This is a genomic window from Pararhizobium sp. (assembly GCF_965279435.1).
In the GTDB taxonomy this organism is placed as follows: domain Bacteria; phylum Pseudomonadota; class Alphaproteobacteria; order Rhizobiales; family Rhizobiaceae; genus Pararhizobium.
This window is the reverse complement of record NZ_CBDIHY010000003.1, coordinates 3118671-3144048: the sequence shown is the minus strand read 5'-3', so window position 1 is coordinate 3144048 and position 25378 is coordinate 3118671. Positions and strand designations below refer to the sequence as shown.

Below are 25378 nucleotides of genomic sequence, written 5' to 3'. Positions count from 1 at the left end.
AACCCTGACGGCGCAACGTAAACCATTTGTTAAGGTTAATTTCCGGGCAGTGCGGTTGCCGCGCTGTGGACAAGGAGTTATCGGTTGCCTTTTTCCTTCCTGCAGGCCTCCCCATGACGATCATCTTCGAAAGCATCCTGCCGATCTTCCTGCTAGTTTCTCTGGGCGTCTGGCTAAAACGCTCATCGCTGGTCGATAACACCCTGTGGGAAGGACTGGAGCAGCTCGGCTATTATATCCTGTTCCCTGCCCTGCTGTTCTCGACACTGGCAACGGCCGACTTTGCCGGCATGAAGACCGATTCGACCGCGCTTGCGACGATTGGCAGCATCACGCTGATGTCGGCAGCCCTGCTGCTGCTCTGGCCGCTGCTGCGTGCCCGCCACGTCTCGTCCGCCGCCTTCACCTCGATCTTCCAGACGGCGACGCGCTGGAACGGCTTCATGGCGCTGGCCATCGCCCAAAAGCTCTATGGGCCGCTTGGCCTCAGCCTGACGGCGCTGGTGATGACCTTGGTGATTATCCCCATCAATCTCTACAATATCGGCGTGCTGATCGGCTTCAACGGCGGACCGAAGGGGCTGCGGTTCTTCGTCTTCAAGATCGCCACCAATCCGCTGATCGTTGCCTCGGTGCTGGGTATCGTACTGAATTTCTTTCAGGTTCCGGTCTATGGCCCGGTTCTGACCGCCGTCGAGATGCTGGCGAGCGCTTCGCTCAGCCTCGGGCTTGTGATGGTCGGGGCTGGGCTGAAGGTTTCGGATGCGCTACGGCCGAGCATGGTGGCCCTGCTCGCGGTCTTTCTGAAACTGATTATCATGCCGGTGTTCATGGTCGGCACCGCCTACTTGCTCGGCATTCGCGGCGATGCCCTGCTGGTGATTGCGCTTGGCGCAAGCGTGCCGACCGCGATGAACGGTTATCTACTGGCCAAGCAGATGGGTGGCGACGCGCCGCTCTATGCTGCCGTCGCCACTATCCAGACAGTCGTGTCGTTCTTTACCATTCCGCTGGTTCTGACCGTGACCGGCTATATCGCCGCCGGATAGAGCAAGTCGACGATGTAGGCTGAATCAAACCGCGAATCGAGCATGCCATAGGTCGAGCGCCAGCCGGCAGCCAATCGCGATTCCAGGAACGCATCGGCAATCCGCCCTGCGCCGAGCCGATAGAGTTCGGCAGCGGCGGCAGCCAGCGCCAGCTGCTCGACCAGCATGCGGGCAGCCCCCTCGTCGCGCTCACAGAGCGACATTGCCGCACGTAGCACATCGACGGTCTTCTTGGCGGAGGGTCCGAGATCGCGGCTGATCACCTGGAACAACAGTTCGAACAGGTCCTTGCCGCGCGTCAGGACACGCAAGACGTCCAGTGCCATGACATTGCCGGAACCTTCCCAGATCGCATTGACCGGGGCTTCGCGATAATGCCGGGCGATCGGCCGTTCCTCGACATAACCACTGCCACCGATGCACTCCATCGCCTCGGCGATCAGCGCCGGCGCAATCTTGCAGCTCCAGTATTTCGCGACGGGCGTCATGATCCGTGCGTAGGCTGCGTCTTCGGCACTGTCGCGCGCCTTGTCAAAGGCTTCGGCGAGGCGGAACGACAAGGCGCTGGCAGCGGCGACATCGAGCGCCATGTCGGCCAGAACCCGGGTCATCATCGGCTGTGCCACCAGCGGCTTGCCGGAGACCTTACGGCCGCGCACATGATGCACGGCTTCAGCGAGCGACGCGCGCATCATACCAGCCGAAGCCAATGAGCAATCGAGACGCGTCAGCGTTACCATGTCGAGAATGGTACGGATGCCCGCATCGGGCGAACCGAGCACGAAGCCGAAAGTATCGGAAAACTCAACCTCGGAGGACGCATTCGAGCGGTTGCCGAGCTTGTCCTTCAGCCGCTGGAAGCGCAGGCCGTTGGCCGAGCCGTCTTCAAGCAGACGTGGAACGAGGAAGCAGCCGAGACCATCGCGGGTCTGCGCCAGCATCACGAAGGCATCGCTCATCGGCGCCGACATGAACCATTTATGGCCGTTCAGCCGGTAGATGCCCTCGCCCACCCGTTCGGCCGTCGAGGTATTGGCGCGCACATCCGTGCCGCCCTGCTTTTCCGTCATGCCCATGCCGATGGTGACGGAGGCTTTCTGCATCCACGGGCGGTTGGACGAATCATACTTTCGCGACAGGATCTTTGGCGCCCATTCTTTCTGGACGGCCGGCGACGCGGAGATCGCAGCCACGGAGGCGCTGGTCATGGTCAACGGGCAGAGGTGGCCGCATTCGAGCTGCGCCGTCAGGTAGAAACGCAGCGCCCTCGCCTTGTGCGAGCGGCCGCGCTCGTCGGCGATGTTTTCCCAGGCCGAAGCATGCAGGCCCGATGTGACCGAGCGGCGCATCAGCGCGTGCCATGCCGGATGGAATTCGACGACGTCAAGCCGCTCGCCGCGCGCCCCATGGGTGCGCAGCTTCGGCAGGCCTTCATTGGCCATGCGCGCCAGATCCTGCGCCTCGGGCGAGGTCACATAGCGGCCGATCGTCTCGAAATCGTCGCGCAGGGGACGCGGCATCGATGCGGCGATATCGACCAGCAACGGGTCTGAGCGGAAGGCATTGATCCCCGACCAGGGTTTCGGCTGGTTCAGATCGGCTAATTTCTGTTCGGTACGGTTCAGAGTCATGTCGCGTTTCTAACCCAAGTCCCTATGCTTAGGAACAGGATGGGCATGGGATAAATGCCGCATCCCGCAACAATTTGCGCGCGGTGCGTTATGGTCACAAAAGCGTGGGGATGCGGCCGGTTTGCGTAGCCTTTGCCTTGCCGGTTAGGGATACAGTCATTATAGACCCACGCAACTTCACCAAATGAGGCGGCTCCCCATGGATTTCTTTCCGCATCGCCACCTGCTCGGCATCAAGGGCCTGACCGAACAGGACATCACGCTCCTGCTCGACCGGGCGGACGAAGCCGTCAAGATTTCCCGCCAGAGAGAAAAGAAGACCACGACGCTGCGCGGACTGACGCAGATCAACCTGTTCTTCGAAGCCTCGACCCGGACGCAATCTTCCTTCGAGCTTGCCGGCAAACGGCTGGGTGCTGACGTGATGAACATGTCGGTCAGCAATTCGTCGGTCAAGAAGGGCGAAACGCTGATCGATACGGCGATGACGCTGAATGCGATGCACCCGGATGTACTGGTCGTGCGCCATTCGTCGGCCGGTGCCGCCGCCCTGCTTGCTCAAAAGGTTTCCTGCTCCGTCGTCAATGCCGGCGACGGCCAGCACGAGCATCCGACCCAGGCGCTGCTCGACGCGCTGACCATCCGCCGTGCCAAGGGCAAGCTGTCGCGCATCATCGTCGCGATCTGCGGCGACGTGCTGCATTCGCGCGTTGCCCGCTCCAACATCCTGCTTCTCAACCAGATGGGCGCCCGCGTCCGTGTGGTCGCTCCGGCAACACTTCTCCCCTCCGGCATCGCCGACATGGGCGCCGAGGTGTACCATTCGATGGAGGAAGGCCTGAAGGATGCCGATGTTGTCATGATGCTGCGCCTACAGCGCGAGCGCATGGCTGGCTCCTTCGTTCCCTCGGTACGCGAATATTTCCGCTATTACGGGCTTGATGCCGAAAAGCTGAAGGCTGCCAAGGACGACGCACTGGTCATGCATCCCGGCCCGATGAACCGCGGCGTCGAGATCGCCTCGGAGATTGCCGATGGGCCGCAGAGCGTTATTGAGCAACAGGTTGAAATGGGGGTTGCGGTACGCATGGCGGTGATGGAAACGCTTCTTCTTTCGCAGAACCAGGGGCCACGCACATGAGCAACGCCCTCGTCCTGAAAAACCTGCGCATCATCGACCCCTCGCGTAATCTCGATGAGACCGGCGATATCATCGTCGAAAACGGCCTGATCATTGCCGCCGGGAAGTCGGTTGAGAAACAGGGCGTCCCTGCCGGCGCCGAAATCAAGGACTGCACTGGCCTCGTCGCCGTGCCCGGCCTGGTCGATGCCCGTGTTTTCGTCGGCGAACCCGGCGGTGAATATCGCGAGACCATCGAATCCGCATCACGAGCTGCGGCTGCCGGTGGTGTCACCTCGATCATCACCATGCCCGATACCGATCCAGTGATTGACGATATCGCACTGGTGCAGTTCGTCCAGAAGACCGCACGCGACAAGGCGCTGATCAATGTCTATCCGGCGGCAGCGCTGACCAAGCATCTCGATGGCGAAGAGATGACCGAATTCGGCCTGTTGCGCGAAGCCGGCGCTGTCTGCTTCACCAATGGCCGCCGTCCGGTGCACGACACACTCGTCCTTCGCCGCGCCATGACCTATGCGCGCGAATTCGGCGCCGTGATCTCGCTCGAGACCCGCGACAAATATCTCGGTGCCGATGGCGTCATGAACGAGGGTCTGCTCGCAAGCTGGCTTGGCCTTTCCGGCGTGCCGCGCGAAGCCGAGATCATTCCGCTGGAGCGCGACCTGCGCATCGCCAGCTTGACGAAGGGTGCCTATCATGCGGCAAAAATCTCGCTGCCCGAATCGGCCGAGGCCATCGCCACCGCCCGCAAGCGCGGCGCCAACGTCACCTGCGGCATCTCGATCAACCATCTGACGCTGAACGAGAACGATATCGGCGAATACCGCACCTTCTTCAAGCTCTCGCCGCCGTTGCGTGGCGAAGACGATCGCGTCGCGATGGTGCAGGCACTTGCCGATGGCACCATCGACATCATCGTTTCGTCGCACGACCCGCAGGATGTCGATACCAAGCGCCTGCCCTTTGCCGATGCCGCCGATGGCGCGATCGGTCTGGAGACACTGCTGGCTGCTGCGCTCCGCCTCCATCACAGCGGCACCGTGCCCCTGATGCGCCTGATCGATGCCATGTCGACACGGCCTGCGCAGATCTTCGGGCTCGATGCTGGTACGCTGAAACCCGGCGCCAAGGCCGATATCACGCTGATCGATCTGGACGAACCCTGGATTTTCGGAAAGGACTCGATCGTCTCCCGCTCGAAAAACACGCCTTTCGAAAATGCCCGCTTTACCGGCCGGGCGGTTCAAACCTATGTTGCGGGAAAACTGGTCTATTCGCTGTAATCAAGCGACGGATCTGCCCCTCATCCGCCCTATCGGGCACTTCTCCTCGCAAGCAGGGAGAAGGGAGTTTCGGCAATCTCCGTCGTCCCCTCGCCCGCTTGCGGGGAGAGGGTTGGGGTAAGGGCAATATCCGCCGAGGCGGAATTGGGGAGGCAATAGGTGTCTGACATATTTTCCTGGCAACTTGGGCTAGCGCTGACGGCCGGTGCTGCAATCTTCGGCTATCTGCTCGGCTCCATCCCTTTCGGATTGATCCTCACCCGCATGGCCGGGCTCGGCGACGTCCGCAAGATCGGCTCCGGCAATATCGGTGCGACCAATGTGCTGCGCACCGGCAATAAGAAGCTGGCTGCCGCCACACTGTTGCTGGATGCCCTGAAGGGAACTGCCGCAGCGGCAATTGCCTCACGCTGGGGCATCGAGGCCGGCATTATCGCTGGTTTCGCAGCATTCCTCGGGCATCTCTACCCCGTCTGGCTCGGCTTCAAGGGCGGCAAGGGCATCGCCACTTACATCGGCCTGCTGCTTGGGCTGGCCCCCATCATGGTTCTGCTGTTCGCCGCCATCTGGCTGGCGATGGCCAAGATCACCCGTTATTCCTCTCTTTCGGCACTGGTTGCAACGCTTGTGGTTCCGGTTGTATTGTTGGCGACGGGCTACGGAAAGATCGGCCTGCTGTTCGTGGTGATGAGCATCATCACCTGGATCAAGCACCGGGCGAACATCCAGCGGCTTTTGGCCGGCACCGAAGGCCGGATCGGGGAAAAAGGATAAGGTGACATGTCGGACGGCGGCGCAGAACGAAACGGGATTGCGCTTTCGGAACGACAAAGAACTGCCTGGCTGAGGCTGATCCGCAGCGACAATGTCGGGCCTGCCACCTTCCGCGATCTCATAAACCATTTCGGCTCGGCGGAAACCGCGCTTGAAATGCTGCCCGAACTGTCGCGGCGCGGTGGCTCGACCCGCGCCATCCGCGTCGCCTCGATGGCTGAGGCTGAAAAAGAGCTTTCTGCTGCGTACCGCTTCGGCGCCCGTTTCATCGGCATCGGCGAACCCGATTACCCCCCCGCCCTGCGCCAGATCGATGGCGCCCCGCCGCTGCTGGCCGCTAAGGGCAACTCTAACATCGGCACCGTTCCTTCGCTCGGCATCGTCGGCTCGCGCAATGCCTCGATCAGCGGCACGAAATTCGCAGCCATGATCGCCCGTGATGTCGGACGCGCCGGATACTCCATTATATCGGGGCTTGCGCGGGGCATCGATACCGCCGCCCATCGCGCCAGCCTCGACACCGGAACCATTGCTGCGCTGGCCGGTGGTCTGGATCAGCCCTATCCGCCCGAGAATATCGGCCTGCTGGACGAGATCACTGAGGGTAATGGCCTGGCGATCAGCGAGATGCCGTTCGGCTGGGAACCGCGTGCCCGCGACTTCCCCCGCCGCAACCGGCTGATTGCCGGTGTCAGCCTGGGGCTTACCGTCGTCGAAGCCGCCTCCCGGTCCGGTTCGCTGATCACGGCGCGCTATGCCGCCGATTTCGGCCGGCTGGTCTTTGCAGTACCCGGCTCACCGCTTGATCCCCGCTGTCACGGCACCAACGGCCTTTTGAAGGATGGCGCGATCGTCACGACAGAGGCGCAGGACATCTTGCAGGCGCTCGCACCACTCAGCCGCATCGACCTGTTTTCGCCACCGCAGGCAGAGGAGCCGGGTGAACGCGATACCGGCCCAATGGAACCGCCGCCGAATGAGAATGATCGCGCGCAGATCACCGATGCGCTTGGGCCGACCCCCGTGGAGATCGACGACATCATCCGCCATACCGGCCTTTCGGCGTCGGCCGTCTATCTCGTGCTTCTAGAACTGGACCTTGCCGGGCGGCTTCACCGGCATCCCGGCGGCCTTGTTTCCCTCAGCATTGGAGAATGACAGCTGTCTTTTGCCAGACAGGATATCGCCGGCTTCGACAAACGCCATTTCGATCAGGTAGCACAAGCATATCAGCGCCCTCGTTGGCGGCGACGCCACGCAGTTCGCCCAGCATGTGCCGGATATAGGCGACCTTTTCACGGGCCTGTGCCTCTTTCTTGCCGGCCCCCGTTGAATTCGGAATCATCGGTTTCCCCTGTGCTGCATTCAAGATCCGCCCGTGGACAGGCACATATTGGTCGAGCGGAACGCCATGCAACACCGTTCGGTCGTGCTGGTGACCAGTTCAAGGCACGCGCCCGGAAGCATCGCTTCCTGCCCGTTCCCAGCGCGATGGAAACTACACTTCAAAGACGATATCCCATTTATCTTTAATTGCAATACAAACGTAATCTCTCATAGGTTGCATAACGTTGTGGCGGCTTATTTTAGACCCGGCACTTGACCGCAGACGAATCCCTGTCCATGTCGGGGCATCGTTATTTCCCATTGTGCCGCCCCTCCCCGGCTTGGCACAGCTTTGAACGGTTGCTTTGAGAATATGACCATGAATGTCGTCGTCGTGGAATCGCCTTCAAAGGCGAAGACCATCAACAAGTATCTGGGTCCCGGTTATAAGGTTCTCGCCTCCTTCGGTCACGTCCGCGATTTGCCGGCCAAGGACGGCTCGGTATTGCCGGATGACGACTTTGCCATGCTGTGGGAAGTGGATGCCAAATCCGCCAAGCACATGAAGGACATCGCCGACGCCCTGAAATCCGCCGACCGCCTCATCCTCGCAACCGACCCGGATCGCGAGGGAGAAGCGATTTCCTGGCACGTGCTCGATCTGCTGAGGAAGAAGAAGCTGATCGGCGACAAGCCGGTGAGCCGCGTCGTCTTCAACGCCATCACCAAGAAGGCCGTGCTCGACGCGATGGCCAATCCGCGTGATATCGATATTCCGCTGGTCGATGCCTATCTGGCGCGCCGGGCTCTCGACTATCTCGTCGGCTTCAACCTGTCGCCGGTGCTCTGGCGCAAGCTGCCCGGCGCCCGCTCGGCCGGCCGCGTGCAATCGGTGACGTTGCGTCTCGTCTGCGACCGCGAATCGGAAATCGAACGCTTCGTTTCGGAAGAATACTGGAACCTGTCGGCGCTGTTGAAGACACCGCGCGGCGATGAGTTCGAAGCGCGCCTGGTATCGGCTGCCGGTAACCGGCTGCCGCCGCGTGGCGTCACCAATGGTGAAGACGCGGGCAAGCTCAAGACTTTGCTCGACGGCGCCGCCTATACGGTCGACAGCATCGAAGCCAAGCCGGTCAAGCGCAATCCGTCGCCGCCGTTCACCACCTCGACGCTGCAGCAGGCCGCGTCCTCCAAGCTCGGCTTTTCGGCATCACGCACCATGCAGGTCGCACAGAAGCTCTACGAAGGTATTGATATCGGCGGCGAGACCGTCGGTCTCATTACCTACATGCGTACCGACGGTGTACAGATGGCGGGAGAGGCGATCGACGCTGCGCGCAGTGCCATCGGCGACCAGTTCGGCAGCCGCTATGTGCCGGAAAAGGCCCGTATCTACACGACGAAGGCGAAGAATGCCCAGGAAGCGCACGAGGCGATCCGCCCGACCGACTTCAACCGCATTCCCGACCATGTCCGCAAGTTTCTCGATGCCGACCAGTTGCGTCTCTATGACCTGATCTGGAAGCGCGGCATCGCCAGCCAGATGGCATCGGCCGAAATCGAACGGACCACCGCCGAGATCTCCGCCGACAACAAGGGCGAGAAGGCCGGCCTGCGGGCTGTTGGCTCGGTCATCCGTTTCGACGGTTTCATCGCCGCCTATACCGATGCCAAGGAAGATGGCGAGCAGAGCGACGGCGACGATGAGGATGGCCGCCTCCCCGAGATCAACGCGCGCGAAAACCTCGCCAAGCAGAAGATCAACTCGACCCAGCACTTCACCGAACCGCCGCCGCGCTATTCGGAAGCATCGCTGATCAAGAAGATGGAAGAGCTCGGCATCGGCCGTCCTTCCACCTATGCTGCGACGGTGACGACGCTGCTGGATCGCGAATACATCGTCAACGACAAGCGCAAGCTCATCCCCGAAGCCAAGGGCCGGCTGGTAACGGCGTTTCTTGAAAGCTTCTTTGCGCGCTATGTCGAATATGATTTCACCGCATCGCTGGAAGAAAAGCTCGACCAGATTTCCGCCGGTGAACTGAACTGGAAGGACGTTCTTCGCGACTTCTGGAAGGATTTTTTCGCCCAGATCGAAGACACCAAGGAACTGCGCGTTACCAACGTGCTCGACGCATTGAACGAAGAGCTGGCCCCGCTGGTCTTCCCAAAGCGCGAAGACGGCAGCGACCCGCGCATATGCCAGGTCTGCGGCACCGGCAAGCTGTCGCTGAAACTCGGCAAATACGGCGCCTTCGTCGGCTGCTCGAACTATCCGGAATGCAACTTCACCCGCCAGCTGTCCTCCGACAGCAAGAACGGCGACGAGGCTTCCGTTTCCAGCGAGCCGCTGGCGCTTGGCAAGGATCCGCATACGGGCGAGGAAATCACCCTGCGCTCCGGCCGTTTCGGCCCCTACGTCCAGCGCGGTGACGGCAAGGAAGCCAAGCGCTCAAGCCTGCCCAAGGGCTGGACGCCGGCGACCGTCGATCATGAAAAGGCGCTGGCCCTTTTGTCGCTGCCGCGCGATATCGGCGCGCACCCTGAAACCGGCAAGATGATTTCGTCCGGCCTTGGCCGCTACGGACCGTTCATCCTGCACGACGGCAAATATGCCAATGTCGAAAGCATCGAGGACGTGTTTTCCATCGGCCTCAACCGCGCCGTCTCGGTTCTTGCCGACAAGCAGGCAAAGGGACCCGGTGGACGGGGCGCCTCGGCTGCTCCGTTGAAGGAAGTCGGCGAGCATCCGGATGGCGGACCGATTACGGTCAAGGATGGCAAGTATGGTCCTTACGTCAACTGGGGCAAGGTCAACGCGACCCTGCCGAAGGGCAAGGATCCGGTGTCGGTGACGCTGGAGGACGCGCTGCTGCTGATCGCCGAGCGCATCGCCAAGGGCGGCATCAAGCCGGCAAAGGGCAAGGCAACCAAAGCCGCCAAGCCGAAGGCCGCCGCCAAAACGGATACGGCAGCCGCCAAATCGGCCAAGCCGAAAGCGGCAGCCAAGCCAAAGGCCGCGGCTAAGCCAAAGACAGCTGCAAAAGCAAAGAAAGACTGAAAGTGACCAGAAACCCGCGCGATCGAACCGAACGGCCCGGAAAACCCGCAGTCCGGATCGGACGCGCGGGCAAGAAGGTCATCATGCCCGCAGACGACACCGTGATCATTCACGGCGCCGTGCCGCCGCGTGATGTGCTGATGCGCTTCATTTCGGAAAACCCGGACAAAGCGTCGAAACGCGAAATCTACAAAGCGTTCGGCCTGAAGGGTGAAACGCGCATCGAGCTGAAATCCATGCTGCGCGACATGGAACAGGACGGGCTTCTGGAAAAGAAGCGCAACTCGCTGGTGCGCCCCGGCGCCCTTCCCCCCGTCACCGTTCTCGACATCACCACCCGCGACAAGGATGGCGAGCTGATCGGCCGTCCGGCTGAATGGCCCGACGATGCGGGCGTTGCCCCCGCCGTGTCGATCCGCCAGTCGAGTGTCGGCCAGTCGAAGGGCAAGATGCCCGTCGGCGGCATTGGCGACCGGGTTCTGGCCAAGATTTTTCCAGCCAAGGATCGCGGGGGCCCGGCCTATACGGCCCGCATCATCAAGGTGCTTGACCGCAAGCGCAACAACAACGCAGCGCTCGGCGTCTTTCGCGCTTCGCCGGATGGCGGCGGCCGGATCATGCCGATCGAGAAGCGCGGCGAGGAAATGCAGGTCGATGCCGAGCATCAGGGTCCGGCCAAGGACGGTGATCTGGTCGAGGTCGAAATCGTCCGCTCGGGCCGGTTCGGCCTGCCGCGTGCCGCAGTCAAGACCGTAATCGGGTCGGTCGCCACCGAAAAGGCGATCTCGATGATCGCCATCCATGCCCATGGCATTCCCTATATCTTCCCCGATAGTGTCATCAAGGAAGCGGATGCTGCCGGTCCTGCGACCATGTCTCACCGCGAAGACTGGCGCTCGCTGCCGCTGATCACCATCGATCCGGCCGACGCCAAGGACCATGACGACGCGGTTCATGCCGAGCCCGATCCGTCGCCGGACAATGAAGGCGGCGTCATCGTCACTGTCGCGATCGCTGATGTCTCCTGGTATGTGCGGCCGAAATCGGCACTTGACCACGAAGCCGCCAAGCGCGGCAATTCCGTCTATTTTCCCGACCGCGTCGTGCCAATGCTGCCGGAGCGGATTTCCAACGAACTGTGCTCGCTGAAACAGGGCGTCGACCGGCCGGCGCTCGCCGTGCGCATGCGATTTTCGAAGGAAGGCCGCAAGGCCGGCCACACGTTCCATCGCATCATGATGAAGAGTGCCGCCAAGCTCTCCTATAATCAGGCGCAGGCGGCGATCGATGGCAATCCAGACGATCAGACCGGCCCGCTGCTGGATCCGATCCTGAAGCCGCTGTGGAACGCCTATGCGATCCTGACGCGTGGCCGCGAACGGCGCCAGCCACTCGAACTCAACATGCCCGAACGCAAGATCGTCCTCAAGGCCGACGGCACCGTCGACCGCGTTTTCGTACCGGATCGACTCGATGCCCACAAGCTGATCGAGGAAATGATGATCCAGGCCAACGTAGCCGCTGCCGAGACGCTGGAGATCAAGCGCCAGCCGCTGGTCTACCGCGTCCATGGTGCGCCATCGCTTGCCAAGCAGGAGACGCTGCGCGAATTTCTGGCCACGCTCGACCTCTCGCTCGTCAAGGGCGGCAACCTGCGTTCCAACCATTTCAACGGCATCCTGTCGCAGGCTGTCGACAAGCCTTATGAGACCATGGTCAACGAGATGGTGCTGCGCTCGCAGAGCCAGGCGATCTACAGCCCGGAAAACATCGGCCATTTCGGCCTCAACCTGATGAAATACGCCCATTTCACCTCACCGATCCGCCGCTACGCCGACCTGATCGTGCATCGCGCACTGGTGGGTACGCTGGGGCTTGGCGAAGGCGGCATCACGCCAGCCGAGGAAGCAGCACTCAACGATATCGCCGCTGAAATTTCGACATTCGAACGCCGGGCGATGGCCGCCGAACGTGATACCGTTGACCGGTTGATCGCCCATCATCTCAGCGGACGGGTCAACGAGGAATTCGATGGACGCATATCGGGCGTGACGAAAGCGGGACTATTTGTCACTCTTCCCGCCTATGGTGCCGACGGGTTCGTCCCTATATCTACGCTGGGACGCGATTATTTCATCTATGACGAGGCCCATCAGGCCCTTTCCGGCGAAAAAACCGGACTTGGTTATCGTCTTGGCGATCAGATCCGCGTCAAACTGGTGGAAGCTGTGCCGCTTGCCGGCGCGCTGCGCTTCGAGATGATCAGCGAAGGACGCAAGATGCCGACGGCAACGCGCTCCTTCCACAAATCCGGCCGCAGAGATCGCAGCGGCGGCGCTCGCAAAATGCCGGGAACGCGACCGCCGCGCGGCAAGCGATAAAGGATGGAAGGGATTTGCCTTCCGTCCACAGAGTGAGGATATGGATATGCAGGCAACTGGCAGCACTCCGGAAACAGTCCGCTTCGAGCAGACGCACGAAGCCCAGCGCCCGGTTGGGCGATCAATCAAGCGTGGGCTGCTGAACAAGTGCCCGGCCTGCGGCAGCGGCAAGCTCTTCGGCCGCTTCCTGAAGACAGTCGATGCCTGCTCATCCTGCGGCGAACAGCTCGACCGGCACAGCGCCGACGACTTTCCACCTTACATCGTCGTCACCATCATGGGTCACGTCGTGCTTGGCGGCTTCATGGCAACGGAAATGATCCTGCCGATGTCGAACTGGGCCCACCTGGCAATCTGGGTGCCAATCACCATCATCGGCTCGCTGGCCATGCTGCAGCCCGTCAAGGGCGGCGTCGTCGGCCTGCAATGGGCCTTGAAGATGCACGGTTTCAGTGGTCACGATGACGAACCGGCCGACGCGCTACCGGTCACGGACCGGACTGCGTGACCGCCAGTGGCGACGAGCCGGTCGACGGCTCTCCCCTCGACAGTATCAAAGTGCGCTCGCCGCGGCCGCGTGAAGCTGCATCGATCATGCTGCTCGACCGCTCGCAGGATTGCGTTCGCGTTCTTGTCGGCCGGCGCAACAAGGCGCATGTCTTCATGCCGAACCTGCACGTCTTTCCAGGCGGACGCAGGGACAGGGACGACCATCGGCTTTCCTTCAGTGGCGATATCCACCCGGATGTGCTGCAACGCCTGAAAATCGCTTACAAGCACTCTGCTCCCGAAAGCCGGCTGCGCGCCATTGCGCTTGCGGCACTTCGTGAATTGCACGAAGAGGCGAGCATCGCGGTCGGTTCTAAAGACTGCGGAAACACTCTGTTACCTTTCCTTCCCGATCTGACAAACTTGCGCTATATGGCTCGGGCGATTACGCCGCCGGGACATCCGCGCCGTTTCGATACCCATTTCTTCGCCCTGTTCACGGACGAAGCGGGCGTCGATCCGGGCGATATCCGCGACAGCCGGGAACTCGAAGATTTGAGATGGATTGATGTCAACGATGTTTCGGCGGTGCGATTGCCGGACATTACCAGCATCATCCTTGCCGATTTGAGGGCAAGCCTTCAATCCGACGCATCTCTGCCGTTTGGGAGACCGGTACCGTTCTACTACACGCGTCACGGGCGATTTGTCCGCGACCTCCTTTAGGGAATTGCATTGCATGTCACAGCCGCCGTCCGGCACGCCTGCGCCGGTTGAGGAAATACACTGGCCATCGCTGATTGCCGCCATTGCTGCCATCTCGGCCGTTGGCATCGCGATCGGCCTCGGCCTGCCGCTGCTCAGCATCATCATGGAAAAGCGCGGCATCTCGTCGACAATGATCGGCCTGAATTCGGCGATGGCAGGTCTTGCCTCCATGGCAGCAGCAACGGTCACGGCAAAGATCGCCCATCGTTTCGGCGTCGCCAATACGATGCTGCTCGCCATTGTCTTTGCCGCGATCAGCGCACTCGGCTTTTACTACATCCAGAATTTCTTGCTGTGGTTTCCGCTGCGCGTCGTCTTTCACGGTGCCATCACCGTGCTGTTCGTTCTCTCCGAGTTCTGGATCAACGCCACAGCCCCGCCGAAACGGCGCGGGCTCGTTCTCGGCATTTATGGCACCGTCCTGTCGCTTGGCTTTGCAGCAGGGCCCCTGCTCTTCTCCATCCTCGGCAGCGAGGGTATCCTGCCGTTCGCCTTCGGCGCCAGTGTCATTCTTTTGGCAGCCATACCGATCTTCCTTGCCCGCAATGAAAGCCCGGTGCTGGACGAAAAACCCGAGCTGCATTTCATGCGCTACATTTTTCTGGTGCCCACCGCCACTGCAGCCGTGTTCATTTTCGGCGCTGTCGAATCGGGTGGCCTGTCGCTCTTTCCGATCTACGGAACCCGCAGCGGTTTCACAGAATCGCAGGCCGCGCTGCTTTTGACCGTTATGGGTATCGGCAACGTGATTTTTCAGATTCCGCTGGGCCTGCTGTCGGACCGCATCAAGGACCGGCGCAATCTGCTGGCTTTGATGACTGTCGTAGGCTTGATCGGCGCGCTCTGTCTGCCCCTGCTGCAGGGCAACTGGTGGCTGATGGCCATCGTGCTGTTGTTTTGGGGCGGAAGCGTCGCCGGCCTCTATACGGTCGGCCTGAGCCATCTTGGCTCGCGTCTCACCGGCGCCGACCTTGCGGCCGCTAATGCCGCCTTCATCTTTTCCTATGCGGTGGGAACGGTGGCAGGTCCCCAGGTGATCGGCGCCGCCATGGATATTTCGGGGAATAACGGCTTTGCCTGGGCAATCGCCGGATTCTTCGGGCTTTATGTGATACTTTCCGTGGTGAGAATCGTTTTCAATCCAAAACGGACTTGACTTTTCGGGCGCGATTTGTAGTTTCGCGCCAAGTTTGCCGGGACCCTTCCCTTGGAAGTGCGCGGCTTTGTTTTTTATAAAGGCAGGACGACCATGGCGAAAGCTGCAAAAATCAAGATCAAGCTGTTGTCGACGGCCGACACAGGTACTTTCTACGTGACCTCGAAGAACAGCCGTACGAAGACGGACAAGATGTCCTTCACCAAGTACGACCCGGTCGTACGCAAGCATGTCGAATTCAAGGAAACCAAGATCAAGTAAGATCTGGTTTTTCTTTCGGAATATGAAGGCGCCGGCTGAAAAGCCTGGCGCCTTTTTCTTTTTGGTTGTTTGGCATAGGTGCGCCGGCGATCATGCCGGAATGGATTAAAACAAAAAACGCCGCCCCCATGACAGGGACGGCGTTTTAATGGGCGTCGGCTGACCGCGACCGCGGCACGAGGAACCGCATTGGTAACAGATCAGCCGACAAACCCCACGACCCAGGAGATGCGGCGGACCTGACATCATGGGGTAACTGATGGGAGTTGTTTTCTCCCTTGCTGAGGAGAATTGACTGAAAATAAAAAAAAATCAATGGATTCTTAACTACGGCGCACAACTGCGCCAAGGCATGGTTAAATTAACCATGCCTAATAGACCATCCAACGCTGATTCTGCGGCGAGCCGATCCTCAAAAAATTGCTTCTCAAAAGTAATATTACTTTTTCACAGAATGACGAAATGGCAATGCGAAACGCTTCATTAAGGCAATCGAAATATTTAAACATTTGATCTATATGCATTATTTAAAAACGCTAGAAATCACCCGTGATTTTTCCCGCCTGCATGGCAAAGATTACGGATGGATTTCACCATCTTTGCGCGACTTTTAATTCGCAGACACGTTTCCCGACAAACTTAAGATGCCGCCGGAATCACCCTATCTTTTTCCTGTGGAAAAACGCGTTAAGAGGCAGATACCCCATCCGGCTCACGCAGCGGCAGCAACCACCTGGTTGCGGCCATTGTTCTTGGCTTGATAAAGCGCCGTATCCGCACGTTTCAACAAAGCCTCTGGCGTATCGCCTTCCGGGTTCAGCGTCGCTATACCCAGCGACGCGGTGATCGACAGCGGCGTATCGGAATTCGGCAGCGCGAAACTCCTGTCTTCGACAATGGTGCGCAGCCGCTCGGCAATAGCTGCAGCCGCCTCTGCCGGTGTGTCCGGCATCACGACGACGAACTCTTCACCGCCAAACCGGCAGGCAAGGTCGGCGCCACGCACTGTCGAGCGCACACGATGGGCAAAATCACGCAGCACCTCGTCTCCGGCATCATGACCATAGGTATCGTTGACGCTCTTGAAGCGATCGATATCGGTGATGCAGATCGACAGCGGCCGGCCGCGCGCAAGGGCGCGGTCGATCAGAAGCTTCAGATGATTGTCGAGATAGCGGCGATTGTGCAGGCCGGTCAGCCCGTCCGTCACCGCCAGCTCGATGGTCTGCTTGACGCTGGCGCGCAGCCGGTCATTGCAGTGCTTGCGGCGGATCTGCGTCAGGCTGCGGGCAACCAGTTCGTTCGGATCGACGGGCCGCATCAGATAGTCGGTAACACCGAGATCGAGCGCGCGAACCACCATTTCGTCATGCCCCTGCTCGGCGATGATGAGCAGCGGAATATAACGTGTACGCTCCAGCGATCGCAGCTGCGAGCAGAGCCGAAGCGGATCGTAATCATCGAAATTCGAGTTGACGATGACCAGATCAAAACTGTTTTCGGCGGCCTCGAACAAGGCTGCCTGCGGGTCCGACATGGCCGTCACTTCCGCGACCGGCTTCAAGGCCCGGATGATACGCTCCTGCGAGCTGCCCCTGCCATCGACAAGCAGGACATTGCCGAACTCGTCCGGCCGGTCCGTCGAGGTTATATCCTGCAGGCCGACATTATGGGCCGTTTCGGCGCGGAGGCGCAGTTCGTCGCTGACATTCTTCAACCGGACCAGGCTTTTGACCCGCGACATCAGCTGCAGGTCGTTGACGGGTTTGGTCAGAAAATCGTCGGCGCCGGCTTTCAGCCCCCTCACCCGATCCGATGGCTGATCAAGGGCAGTGACCATGACGACGGGAATATGGGCGGTGCGCGGGTTTGACTTCAGGCGTTCGCAGACTTCGAACCCGTCGATCCCCGGCATCATGATATCGAGCAGGATGAGATCGACCGGCTGCCTTTCGCAGATTGCCAAAGCCTCATAGCCATCTGCCGCCGTCAGGACGTCAAAATACTCCGCCACAAGACGCGCCTCGAGCAACTTGACGTTGGCCGGGATGTCATCAACGACAAGGATCCGTGCAGTCATGCAATCTTTCCTGCCAATAAGCGCCTGAACCAGAAAGCGGATTCAACTTTCAATTTTGAGTTCACGCGCAAGAATATCGTTGAGGAGCGTTCCTGCCGGAGCCTCCTCGCGCTGTATCAGGCATCGCCCAAATAAGTCTTGATCGTCTCAATAAATTTCGGCACCGAGATGGGCTTGGAAACATAGGCCTCGCAGCCCCCCTGCCGTATGCGTTCTTCGTCGCCCTTCATCGCAAAGGCCGTAACGGCGATCACCGGGATGACATGCAGTTCGTCGTCTTCCTTCAGCCATTTGGTCACTTCAAGCCCCGAAACCTCCGGAAGCTGGATGTCCATAAGGATCAGGTCAGGCCGATGTTTACGTGCAAGATCAAGGGCTTCCATACCATTTCGGGTTTGAATGGTCGTGTACCCGGATGCCTCGATCAGGTCACGAAAGAGCTTCATGTTCAGCTCATTGTCTTCAACAATCATAACCTGTTTGGGCATTTCGATCCCTTGATTTGCGGTTCCGGCTTGCATGGCCGTCGCATCGCGATAAGTTGCGGCGCGGTTGGGCTCATAGCCCCGGAAGCTTGAAGCTACAGCGATTTGGTTGAAGAACCGGTAATATTCCGTAAAAAACTACCCGAATGCGATAAGGACGAATGGACGTGACACCATCCGAAGAAACAGCGATTGCCATCCTCGGCTGGCTTGCAAACGAGCCGGAACTGCTCGGACGTTTCCTGGCATTGACGGGTACCGATCCAACATCCATGCGGCACGCCGCCGCCGACCCCGGTTTCCTTGCCGGCGTCGTCGATTTCCTGATGGGCCATGAGCCGACGCTGCTCGCTTTTTGCGAGGCGACCGGCACGCGGCCCGAGGATGTGGTGCGCGCCCATGCGATCCTGTCGGGGCCGGACAATCCGGGAGATTTCTGACGGTGACCGATGCGCTTGATCTCAACCATATCCGTCTGACGGACCGTCCGCTGATCGTCTGCGATATCGACGAAGTCGTGCTGGAATTCCTGACGCCGTTTTGCAACTTCCTGCGCTCGTGCGGCCGTGATCTTTTGCCCCGCTCCTTCCGCCTGAATGGTAATATCGTCGATCTCGACACTGGTCTTCCGGTCGAAGATGCGATGACGAGCGAACTGCTGGAGACATTCTTCCGTCTGCAGGACCAGTGGCAGACGCCTGCCGATCGCGTCGTGGATACCTTGGCGGCACTCTCCACTGAAGCCGATATCATCTTCCTGACCGCGATGCCGCCACGCCACAGCGGCGTGCGCCGGGCGTTGCTCGATCGCCATGACCTGCACTATCCTCTGCTGGCCAGCGAAGAACCCAAGGGGCCGATCATCAAGCGTCTGCACGATGCCCGCGATGTGCCGCTGGTGTTCATCGACGATATCCTGCGCAATCTGCAGTCCGTTCAGACCCATGCGCCGGGTTGCCTGCTGATCAACCTGATGGCGAACGCCCAATTCCGGGCGATGGCGCCGGATCCGGGCGACGGCATCGCCAAGGCAGACTGCTGGACAGATGTGGCCGCCATCATCCGTGCGCATTTTTTGCGCTGAACGGCGGCGGGCAAACTGATTCCGGGCAAAAAGATCGCCCATGCTCACCTTTCCTGGGAAGGTCATCAAGATCGCCTTTCCATGCCTTGAGACTCGTCAGTTTAGGGCGTATCGTGAAAATGTTCAACTTTTGTTCCGATCGATGCAAACAGACGCGCAGCAATTTCCGGGGTTTTGCCGAGACTGTCTCACAGGCCAACCGGCCGGCATTCGCCGTTGCCGGGCCTGCGGTAGCCCGCGCCTGCTCTATCATTCCGAACTCTATCAGCTGACGCTTGCCCATATCGATTGCGACGCCTTCTATGCCTCGGTGGAAAAACGCGACAATCCCGAATTGGCCGACAGGCCGGTGATCATCGGCGGCGGCAAGCGCGGCGTCGTCTCCACCGCCTGCTATATCGCCCGCATCCATGGCGTCCGCTCCGCCATGCCGATGTTCAAGGCACTGGAGGCCTGTCCGCAGGCTGTCGTCATCAGGCCCGACATGGAAAAATACGTGCGGGTCGGGCGCCAGGTGCGCATGCTGATGCAGGAGCTGACGCCACTGGTTCAACCGCTGTCGATCGACGAGGCATTTCTGGAATTGAAAGGCACCGAGCGGCTGCATCACGATCCCCCTGCCCGGACACTGGCCAAATTCGCCCGCCGGGTCGAACAGGAGATCGGCATTACCGTTTCGGTCGGCCTGTCCTATTGCAAGTTCCTCGCCAAGGTGGCGTCCGACCTGCAGAAGCCCCGCGGCTTTTCGGTGATCGGCGCGGCAGAAGCACTGGATTTTCTCAAAGACAGGTCGGTGACGCTGATCTGGGGCGTCGGCAAGGCCTTTGCGGCGACCCTGGAGCGCGACGGCATCCGCACCATTGGCCAGTTGCAGACAATGGACGAAACCGACCTGATGAAGCGTTATGGCACGATGGGACAGCGCCTCTACCGGCTGTCTCGCGGTCAGGACGAACGCACCGTCGAGATCGACGGGGAAGCCAAGAGCGTCTCATCGGAAACCACGTTCAACGACGATCTCTGCGACTATGACGATTTGGTCACGCATCTGCGCCGGTTGAGCGAACAGGTGGCGCACCGGCTGCGCAAGGCCGACATTGCCGGCCAGACCGTGGTGCTCAAGCTGAAAACCGCCGATTTCAAGAGCCGGACGCGCAACCGCCGCCTTGACAGCCCCACACGCCTTGCCGACCGCATCTTTCGCACCGGCATGCAGCTTCTGGACAAGGAAACCGACGGCACCAAATTCCGCCTGATCGGCATTGGCGTCTCCGACCTTTCCAATCCCGATCTCGCCGATCCGCCCGATCTCGTCGATACGCAGGCAACCCGGCGCGCTGCGGCGGAAGCGGCGATCAATACGCTGCGCGACAAGTTCGGCAAGGCGACGGTCGAGACCGGTTACACGTTCGGCAAGGGCCGGCGAAAATAACCGGCTTCACATTCCTGTGTTCCGCACGGAACAGCAAAGTTTCCTTAAATCTCTCAGGCTAGGCTGATCTTCTGTTTCTTGTGTCCGGATGCTCCTTATGGTTTTGCGTTTTACATTTGGTCTCGGCTTGGCTCTCGCTTTGTCTGCCAGCGTTGCGTTTGCGGGCGAGCAAGCTCCCCTGCAGATCGTCGTTTCCAGAGACCAGCAATCGCTGGTGGTCTATGACGGCAATACGGTGATCGCCACGTCGAATGTCTCGACGGGCAAAGCCGGTCATTCGACGCCGACAGGCATTTTCTCGATCCTCGAAAAACGCCGCTTCCACAAGTCGAACATCTATTCGAACGCGCCGATGCCGTTCATGCAGCGGCTGACCTGGTCCGGCATTGCGCTGCATGCCTCCAATCACGTTCCGAGCTACCCGGCCTCGCATGGCTGCGTGCGGATGCCGGATGCCTTTGCCAAACAGCTGTTCAAGATGACCGGCCGGGGCGTGCATGTGCTGATCTCCGATCGCCAGCTGACGCCGGTCGCCATCGCCGATCCGTTCCTGTTCCAGCCGAAGGGGAAGGAACCGGAATTGCTTTCGGACGCGACGTTGCGGCCGAGTGTTTCGCAGGTCCCCACCCAATCTGTCGAAGTTGCCACGATTGAGCCCCCACCGGAAAAACAGGCCGCCGTCGAGACGGAAAAGCAACCGCCGATCCGGATGTTGATCACCCATCGCGGCATACGCGAAAACACCATGGATATGCAGACCCTGCTCAACGAACTCGGTTATGCCGCCGGTCTCGCCGATGGCTACACGGGCGCGCAGACCATCGATGCCATCAAGGCGTTCCAGACTGCGGAAAAACTCACCGTCGATGGCAAGGCAACACCGGCCTTCATCGAAGCGCTCTATGCCAAGGCCGGCAAGGGCAAGCCGCCGAACGGCCAGCTTCTCATCCGCCGCGATTTTGAACCCTTGTTTGAAACGCCCGTCGTGATCGACAGGCCGGAGGTCGCACTCGGCACCCACTTCTTCCAGTTCCAGGATATCGATGCCGCCACCGGCAAGGGTGAATGGTTCGCCATGACGCTCGACAACACGCTCCCAGGGCCGATGAAAAAGCGCCTTGGTATCACCGTCGAAGAAGACCCGGCGGCCTTCAATGCCGCGCAACGGACGTTGGCCCGCATCACGATGCCGGACGAGACGCGCCAGCGGATCGAGGAACTGCTCGCTGAGGGCTCGTCGCTGACCATCTCGGACATGGGGCTTGGCCAGGAAACCGGCGCCGGCACGGATTTCGTCACCGTCACCCGTACCCGTTCAAAATCCTGACGGTCTAGCGCTAGACCAGTTCGACATCGATGACGCCCGGCGCTGTCCTCAGCGCCGCCGCGATCTCAGGCGAGATCCGATATCGCTCGTTCAACTCCACCTCGATTTCGCGCTGGCCATTATCCTTGATGACGATGAACGACACCAAACCTTCGCCGCGTGCGTTCAGATGTGTTGCCACAGAGCGCAGCGGGCCACTGTCGCGGACATAGACGCGCAGCGCCTTCTGCATCTGCAGCGACCGTTCTTCCAGTGACTGCAGCGTCTGGATGCGCATGCCGATGCCCTCCGGCCGCTCTTCGGCCTGCACCGTCATCACCAATGATTTGCCGGGTTCGAGAAGGTCGCGGTACTGATTGAGCGCCTCCGAAAACAGCACAGCCTCGAACTGGCCGGTCGAATCGGAAAAGGCAATAATGCCCATCTTGTTGCCGGTGCGGGTCTTGCGCTCCTGCTTCGATGTCACGGTGCCCGCGAGCCGCCCGGCCGCCGCCCCCTTTTTCACCGACGCGGAGAAGTCGGCAAAGGTTTGGACGCGGATCTTGTTCAACAGCTCATTGTAGGTATCGAGCGGGTGGGCGGACAGGTAAAAACCCAGCACCTGGAACTCGCGGTGCAGCTTTTCCGATGCCAGCCAAGGCGAATAAGGCGGCAGGTTGATCTTTTCCGGGCCGGTCGCAGCACCGGCGCCAAACATGTCGCTCTGGCCGCTGATCTTGTTGGCTTGGGCAATCTGCGCAAAGCCGAGAATGCGGTCGAGCCCACCCACCAGTTCGGCCCGGTCATAGCCGAAACAATCAAAGGCGCCAGCGCAGATCAGACTGTCGAACACCCGCCTGTTCAAAAGCTTCGGATCGATGCGCAGGCAGAAATCTTCGAGATCGGCGAAAGGCTCTTCGCCACGCACCTCAACGATATGATCGACGGCCGCTTCGCCGACGCCCTTGATGGCCGACAGCGAATAATAGATGCGGTTGTCGCCGGTCTCGAAACGCCGGAACGATGTCTGCACCGATGGTGGAATGACCTCGATATCGAGCCGCTTGGCATCCTGGCGGAAGTCGTTGATCTTGTCGGTGTTCGACATGTCGAGCGTCATCGACGCGGCAAGGAACTCGACCGGGAAATGCGCCTTCAGATAGGCCGTCTGATAGGAAACGATGGCGTAAGCTGCGGCGTGCGATTTGTTGAAGCCGTAGTTGGCGAACTTGGCGAGCAGATCGAAGATCAGATCGGACTGCGGCTTCGAGACACCGTTGTCGACGGCACCCGTGACGAAACGGGTGCGCTGCTTGTCCATTTCCTCCTTGATCTTCTTACCCATGGCGCGGCGCAGAAGGTCGGCTTCGCCGAGCGAATAGCCCGATAGGACCTGGGCGATCTGCATCACCTGCTCCTGGTAGACGATAACGCCCTGGGTCTCCTTCAAAAGATAATCGATCTTCGGATGGATCGATTCGATCTCTTCCTCGCCGTGTTTGCGAGCGTTGTAGACCGGGATGTTTTCCATCGGGCCTGGTCGATAGAGCGCCACCAGCGCGATAATGTCCTCGATGCAGTCCGGCCGCATGCCGATCAGCGCCTTGCGCATGCCGGCACTTTCCACCTGGAACACGCCGACTGTGTCGCCCTTGGAAAGCATCTCGTAGGTTTTCTGGTCGTCGAGCGGCAGCGCCTCAAGCTTGACCTCGATATCGCGCTTCTTGATGAAATCGACGGCGACTTTCAGCACCGTTAGCGTCTTCAGTCCCAGAAAGTCGAACTTGACGAGGCCGGCCTGCTCGACCCATTTCATGTTGAACTGGGTAACAGGCATGTCAGAGCGCGGATCGCGGTACATCGGCACCAGCTGTGACAGCGGCCTGTCGCCGATGACGATACCGGCAGCGTGGGTCGAGGCGTGGCGGTAGAGACCCTCGATCTTCTGGGCGATATCGAGCAGACGGCCGATCACCGGCTCCTTGTCGACCTCCTCCTGAAAACGCGGCTCTTCCTCGATCGCCTTGGCGAGCGTGGTCGGATTGGCCGGATTGTTCGGCACCATCTTGCAGATCTTGTCGACCTGGCCATAGGGCATTTCCAGCACACGGCCGACGTCGCGCAAGGCGGCGCGCGCCTGCAGCGATCCGAAAGTGATGATCTGCGCCACCTGTTCGCGGCCATACTTGCGCTGCACGTAGCGGATGACCTCTTCGCGCCGGTCCTGGCAGAAGTCAATGTCGAAGTCGGGCATCGAGACGCGGTCCGGATTAAGGAAGCGTTCGAACAGAAGCGAGAAGCGCAAGGGATCTACGTCGGTGATGGTCAAAGCATAGGCGACCAGCGAGCCTGCACCCGAACCACGGCCGGGACCGACTGGAATATCCTGCAGCTTTGCCCATTTGATGAAGTCGGCAACGATCAGAAAGTAGCCCGGAAATTTCATCTTCTCGATGACGGAAAGCTCGAAATCGAGCCGCTCGCGATAATCGGTCTCGGTATAGCCTGGCGACATGCCGAGCATTCGCAGTCGTTCGTCGAGACCCTCGACCGCCTGACGGCGCAATTCGATCTCCTCGGAGCGCTCGGCCTCCTTTGGATCGTCCGATGCACCGGTAAAACGCGGCAGGATCGGTGCGCGGGTCTTCAAGACGAAGGAACAGCGCTTGGCGACCTCGATGGTGTTTTCCAGCGCCTCCGGCAGGTCGGCAAACAGAGCCGCCATATCCTCGCGGCTCTTCAGATAATGATCCGGCGTCAGGCGGAAGCGTGTATCATCCGAGACCATCGCATTGTGCGCCACCGCCATCAGCGCATCATGCGCCTCGAATTCGGCTGGCGACGGGAAGAATGGCTCGTTGGTGGCGACGATCGGCAGTTCGAGCTTGTAGGCGAGATCGATGACGCGGTTTTCATGGCGGCGGTCATATTTGCCGTGGCGCTGAAGCTCGACATAGAGACGATCGTCAAAAACCATAGAAAGCGTTTTTAGGCGCGCTTCCGCGAGCGCATGGTGACCGGACTTCAAGGCCATATCGACAGGCCCACCCGAGGCACCGGTCAGTGCAATCAAGCCCCCCGCTCCGCCTTCCTGCAGCCAGGACAGTGCAATGCGCACCGACTGGTTTCCCTCGCCGCCGAGATAGGCCCGGCTGACGATATCGACGAGCCGGACATAGCCGGCATCCGTCGCCGCAATCAGAACGATGGCCGGCAGCTTGGCCAGATGCTGGGCGTGGCCGCGTTTCTCGCCTTCGCCTTCATCCTCCATATCGATCGACAACTGGCAGCCGATCAGCGGCTGCAGGCCATCGTCCATGCACTTTTGCGAGAATTCGAGCGCGGCAAACAGGTTATTGGTATCGGCAATGCCGATAGCTGGCTGACCGTCGGCAACAGCCTTGCCGATGATCTTCTTGATCGGCAAAGCCCCCTCAAGCAGCGAAAAGGCAGAATGAACCCGAAGATGAACGAACTGGGGAGATACGCCGCCCTGAGCGGAACTATCCTGCCGCTTGCCGTTTACTGCATCTGCATCTGCCATGGCACACCCCGATTCCTGTGAAGGACCGAGGATATCCTGTTTCCGTCCGCAGATGTCCAGTTTTCATCTGCCACGCGGCAGCAATTTCAAACTAGTCCATCTTGTCCACAGCCGAGCACTTCTT

The 25378-nt window shown here is 60.1% G+C and carries 19 protein-coding genes; 15 read left to right on the top strand and 4 right to left on the bottom strand.

The features are described 5' to 3' along the window. The first annotated feature begins 113 nt into the window (after positions 1 to 113). Positions 114 to 1049 (top strand): AEC family transporter, encoded by a 936-nt coding sequence (locus ACQY8Q_RS20930; protein WP_428428318.1) that lies wholly within the window; start codon positions 114 to 116, stop codon positions 1047 to 1049. Here ACQY8Q_RS20930 and ACQY8Q_RS20925 read toward each other — a convergent pair. Beyond that, on the bottom strand, positions 1031 to 2680 hold the full coding sequence (locus ACQY8Q_RS20925; protein WP_428428317.1) for an acyl-CoA dehydrogenase family protein: 1650 nt from the start codon (positions 2678 to 2680) through the stop codon (positions 1031 to 1033). The two genes, ACQY8Q_RS20930 and ACQY8Q_RS20925, sit on opposite strands and share 19 nt — an antisense overlap. A gap of 199 nt (positions 2681 to 2879) precedes the next feature. Between ACQY8Q_RS20925 and ACQY8Q_RS20920 the strand changes: the two genes are divergently transcribed. The 10 genes from ACQY8Q_RS20920 to rpmG all read left to right on the top strand — a co-directional run bounded on the left by ACQY8Q_RS20920 (position 2880) and on the right by rpmG (position 15323). Continuing rightward, on the top strand, positions 2880 to 3821 hold the full coding sequence (locus ACQY8Q_RS20920; RefSeq protein ID WP_113245951.1) for an aspartate carbamoyltransferase catalytic subunit: 942 nt from the start codon (positions 2880 to 2882) through the stop codon (positions 3819 to 3821). Then, on the top strand, positions 3818 to 5107 hold the full coding sequence (locus ACQY8Q_RS20915; protein ID WP_428428316.1) for a dihydroorotase: 1290 nt from the start codon (positions 3818 to 3820) through the stop codon (positions 5105 to 5107). Before ACQY8Q_RS20920 ends, ACQY8Q_RS20915 begins: the two co-directional genes overlap by 4 nt. Before the next feature lie 159 nt (positions 5108 to 5266). Beyond that, on the top strand, positions 5267 to 5881 hold the full coding sequence (plsY, locus tag ACQY8Q_RS20910) for a glycerol-3-phosphate 1-O-acyltransferase PlsY (RefSeq protein ID WP_428428315.1): 615 nt from the start codon (positions 5267 to 5269) through the stop codon (positions 5879 to 5881). A 6-nt stretch (positions 5882 to 5887) separates the two neighbouring features. After that, complete coding sequence (gene dprA, locus ACQY8Q_RS20905; protein WP_428428314.1) at positions 5888 to 7039, top strand: DNA-processing protein DprA; 1152 nt, start codon at positions 5888 to 5890, stop codon at positions 7037 to 7039. A gap of 547 nt (positions 7040 to 7586) precedes the next feature. Continuing rightward, positions 7587 to 10268, top strand: coding sequence for a type I DNA topoisomerase (topA, locus tag ACQY8Q_RS20900; protein WP_428428313.1), 2682 nt, complete (start codon positions 7587 to 7589; stop codon positions 10266 to 10268). A 2-nt stretch (positions 10269 to 10270) separates the two neighbouring features. After that, complete coding sequence (gene rnr, locus ACQY8Q_RS20895; RefSeq protein ID WP_428428312.1) at positions 10271 to 12649, top strand: ribonuclease R; 2379 nt, start codon at positions 10271 to 10273, stop codon at positions 12647 to 12649. A 46-nt stretch (positions 12650 to 12695) separates the two neighbouring features. Then, on the top strand, positions 12696 to 13157 hold the full coding sequence (locus ACQY8Q_RS20890) for a DUF983 domain-containing protein (protein ID WP_428428311.1): 462 nt from the start codon (positions 12696 to 12698) through the stop codon (positions 13155 to 13157). Beyond that, positions 13154 to 13864, top strand: a complete 711-nt coding sequence (locus ACQY8Q_RS20885) for an NUDIX hydrolase (protein WP_428428310.1) — start codon at positions 13154 to 13156, stop codon at positions 13862 to 13864. Before ACQY8Q_RS20890 ends, ACQY8Q_RS20885 begins: the two co-directional genes overlap by 4 nt. A gap of 13 nt (positions 13865 to 13877) precedes the next feature. Next, positions 13878 to 15062 (top strand): MFS transporter, encoded by a 1185-nt coding sequence (locus tag ACQY8Q_RS20880; protein ID WP_428428309.1) that lies wholly within the window; start codon positions 13878 to 13880, stop codon positions 15060 to 15062. A 93-nt stretch (positions 15063 to 15155) separates the two neighbouring features. Next, a complete protein-coding gene (rpmG, locus tag ACQY8Q_RS20875; protein WP_037107821.1) occupies positions 15156 to 15323 on the top strand; it encodes a 50S ribosomal protein L33 in 168 nt (55 codons plus the stop codon). Between the two features lie 712 nt (positions 15324 to 16035). Here rpmG and ACQY8Q_RS20870 read toward each other — a convergent pair. Both ACQY8Q_RS20870 and ACQY8Q_RS20865 read right to left on the bottom strand, forming a co-directional pair. Then, positions 16036 to 17403: a PleD family two-component system response regulator gene (locus ACQY8Q_RS20870; protein WP_428428308.1), complete on the bottom strand. Its 1368-nt coding sequence runs from the start codon at positions 17401 to 17403 to the stop codon at positions 16036 to 16038. 116 nt (positions 17404 to 17519) lie between these two features. Continuing rightward, positions 17520 to 17891 (bottom strand): response regulator, encoded by a 372-nt coding sequence (locus ACQY8Q_RS20865; protein WP_003547430.1) that lies wholly within the window; start codon positions 17889 to 17891, stop codon positions 17520 to 17522. A gap of 158 nt (positions 17892 to 18049) precedes the next feature. Here ACQY8Q_RS20865 and ACQY8Q_RS20860 point away from each other — a divergent pair, with 158 nt between their 5' ends. The 4 genes from ACQY8Q_RS20860 to ACQY8Q_RS20845 all read left to right on the top strand — a co-directional run bounded on the left by ACQY8Q_RS20860 (position 18050) and on the right by ACQY8Q_RS20845 (position 21731). Beyond that, positions 18050 to 18328, top strand: coding sequence for a DUF3572 domain-containing protein (locus ACQY8Q_RS20860; protein WP_428428307.1), 279 nt, complete (start codon positions 18050 to 18052; stop codon positions 18326 to 18328). 2 nt (positions 18329 to 18330) lie between these two features. Next, positions 18331 to 18972, top strand: a complete 642-nt coding sequence (locus ACQY8Q_RS20855; RefSeq protein WP_428428306.1) for a hypothetical protein — start codon at positions 18331 to 18333, stop codon at positions 18970 to 18972. A 142-nt stretch (positions 18973 to 19114) separates the two neighbouring features. Then, positions 19115 to 20404, top strand: a complete 1290-nt coding sequence (locus ACQY8Q_RS20850; protein ID WP_428428305.1) for a DNA polymerase IV — start codon at positions 19115 to 19117, stop codon at positions 20402 to 20404. A 103-nt stretch (positions 20405 to 20507) separates the two neighbouring features. Further along, positions 20508 to 21731: a L,D-transpeptidase family protein gene (locus ACQY8Q_RS20845; RefSeq protein ID WP_428429835.1), complete on the top strand. Its 1224-nt coding sequence runs from the start codon at positions 20508 to 20510 to the stop codon at positions 21729 to 21731. Positions 21732 to 21741: 10 nt separating this feature from the next. On the opposite strand, the gene dnaE is transcribed toward ACQY8Q_RS20845, so the two are convergent. Continuing rightward, positions 21742 to 25254 (bottom strand): DNA polymerase III subunit alpha, encoded by a 3513-nt coding sequence (gene dnaE / locus ACQY8Q_RS20840; protein WP_428428304.1) that lies wholly within the window; start codon positions 25252 to 25254, stop codon positions 21742 to 21744. Between the last annotated feature and the right edge of the window lie 124 nt (positions 25255 to 25378).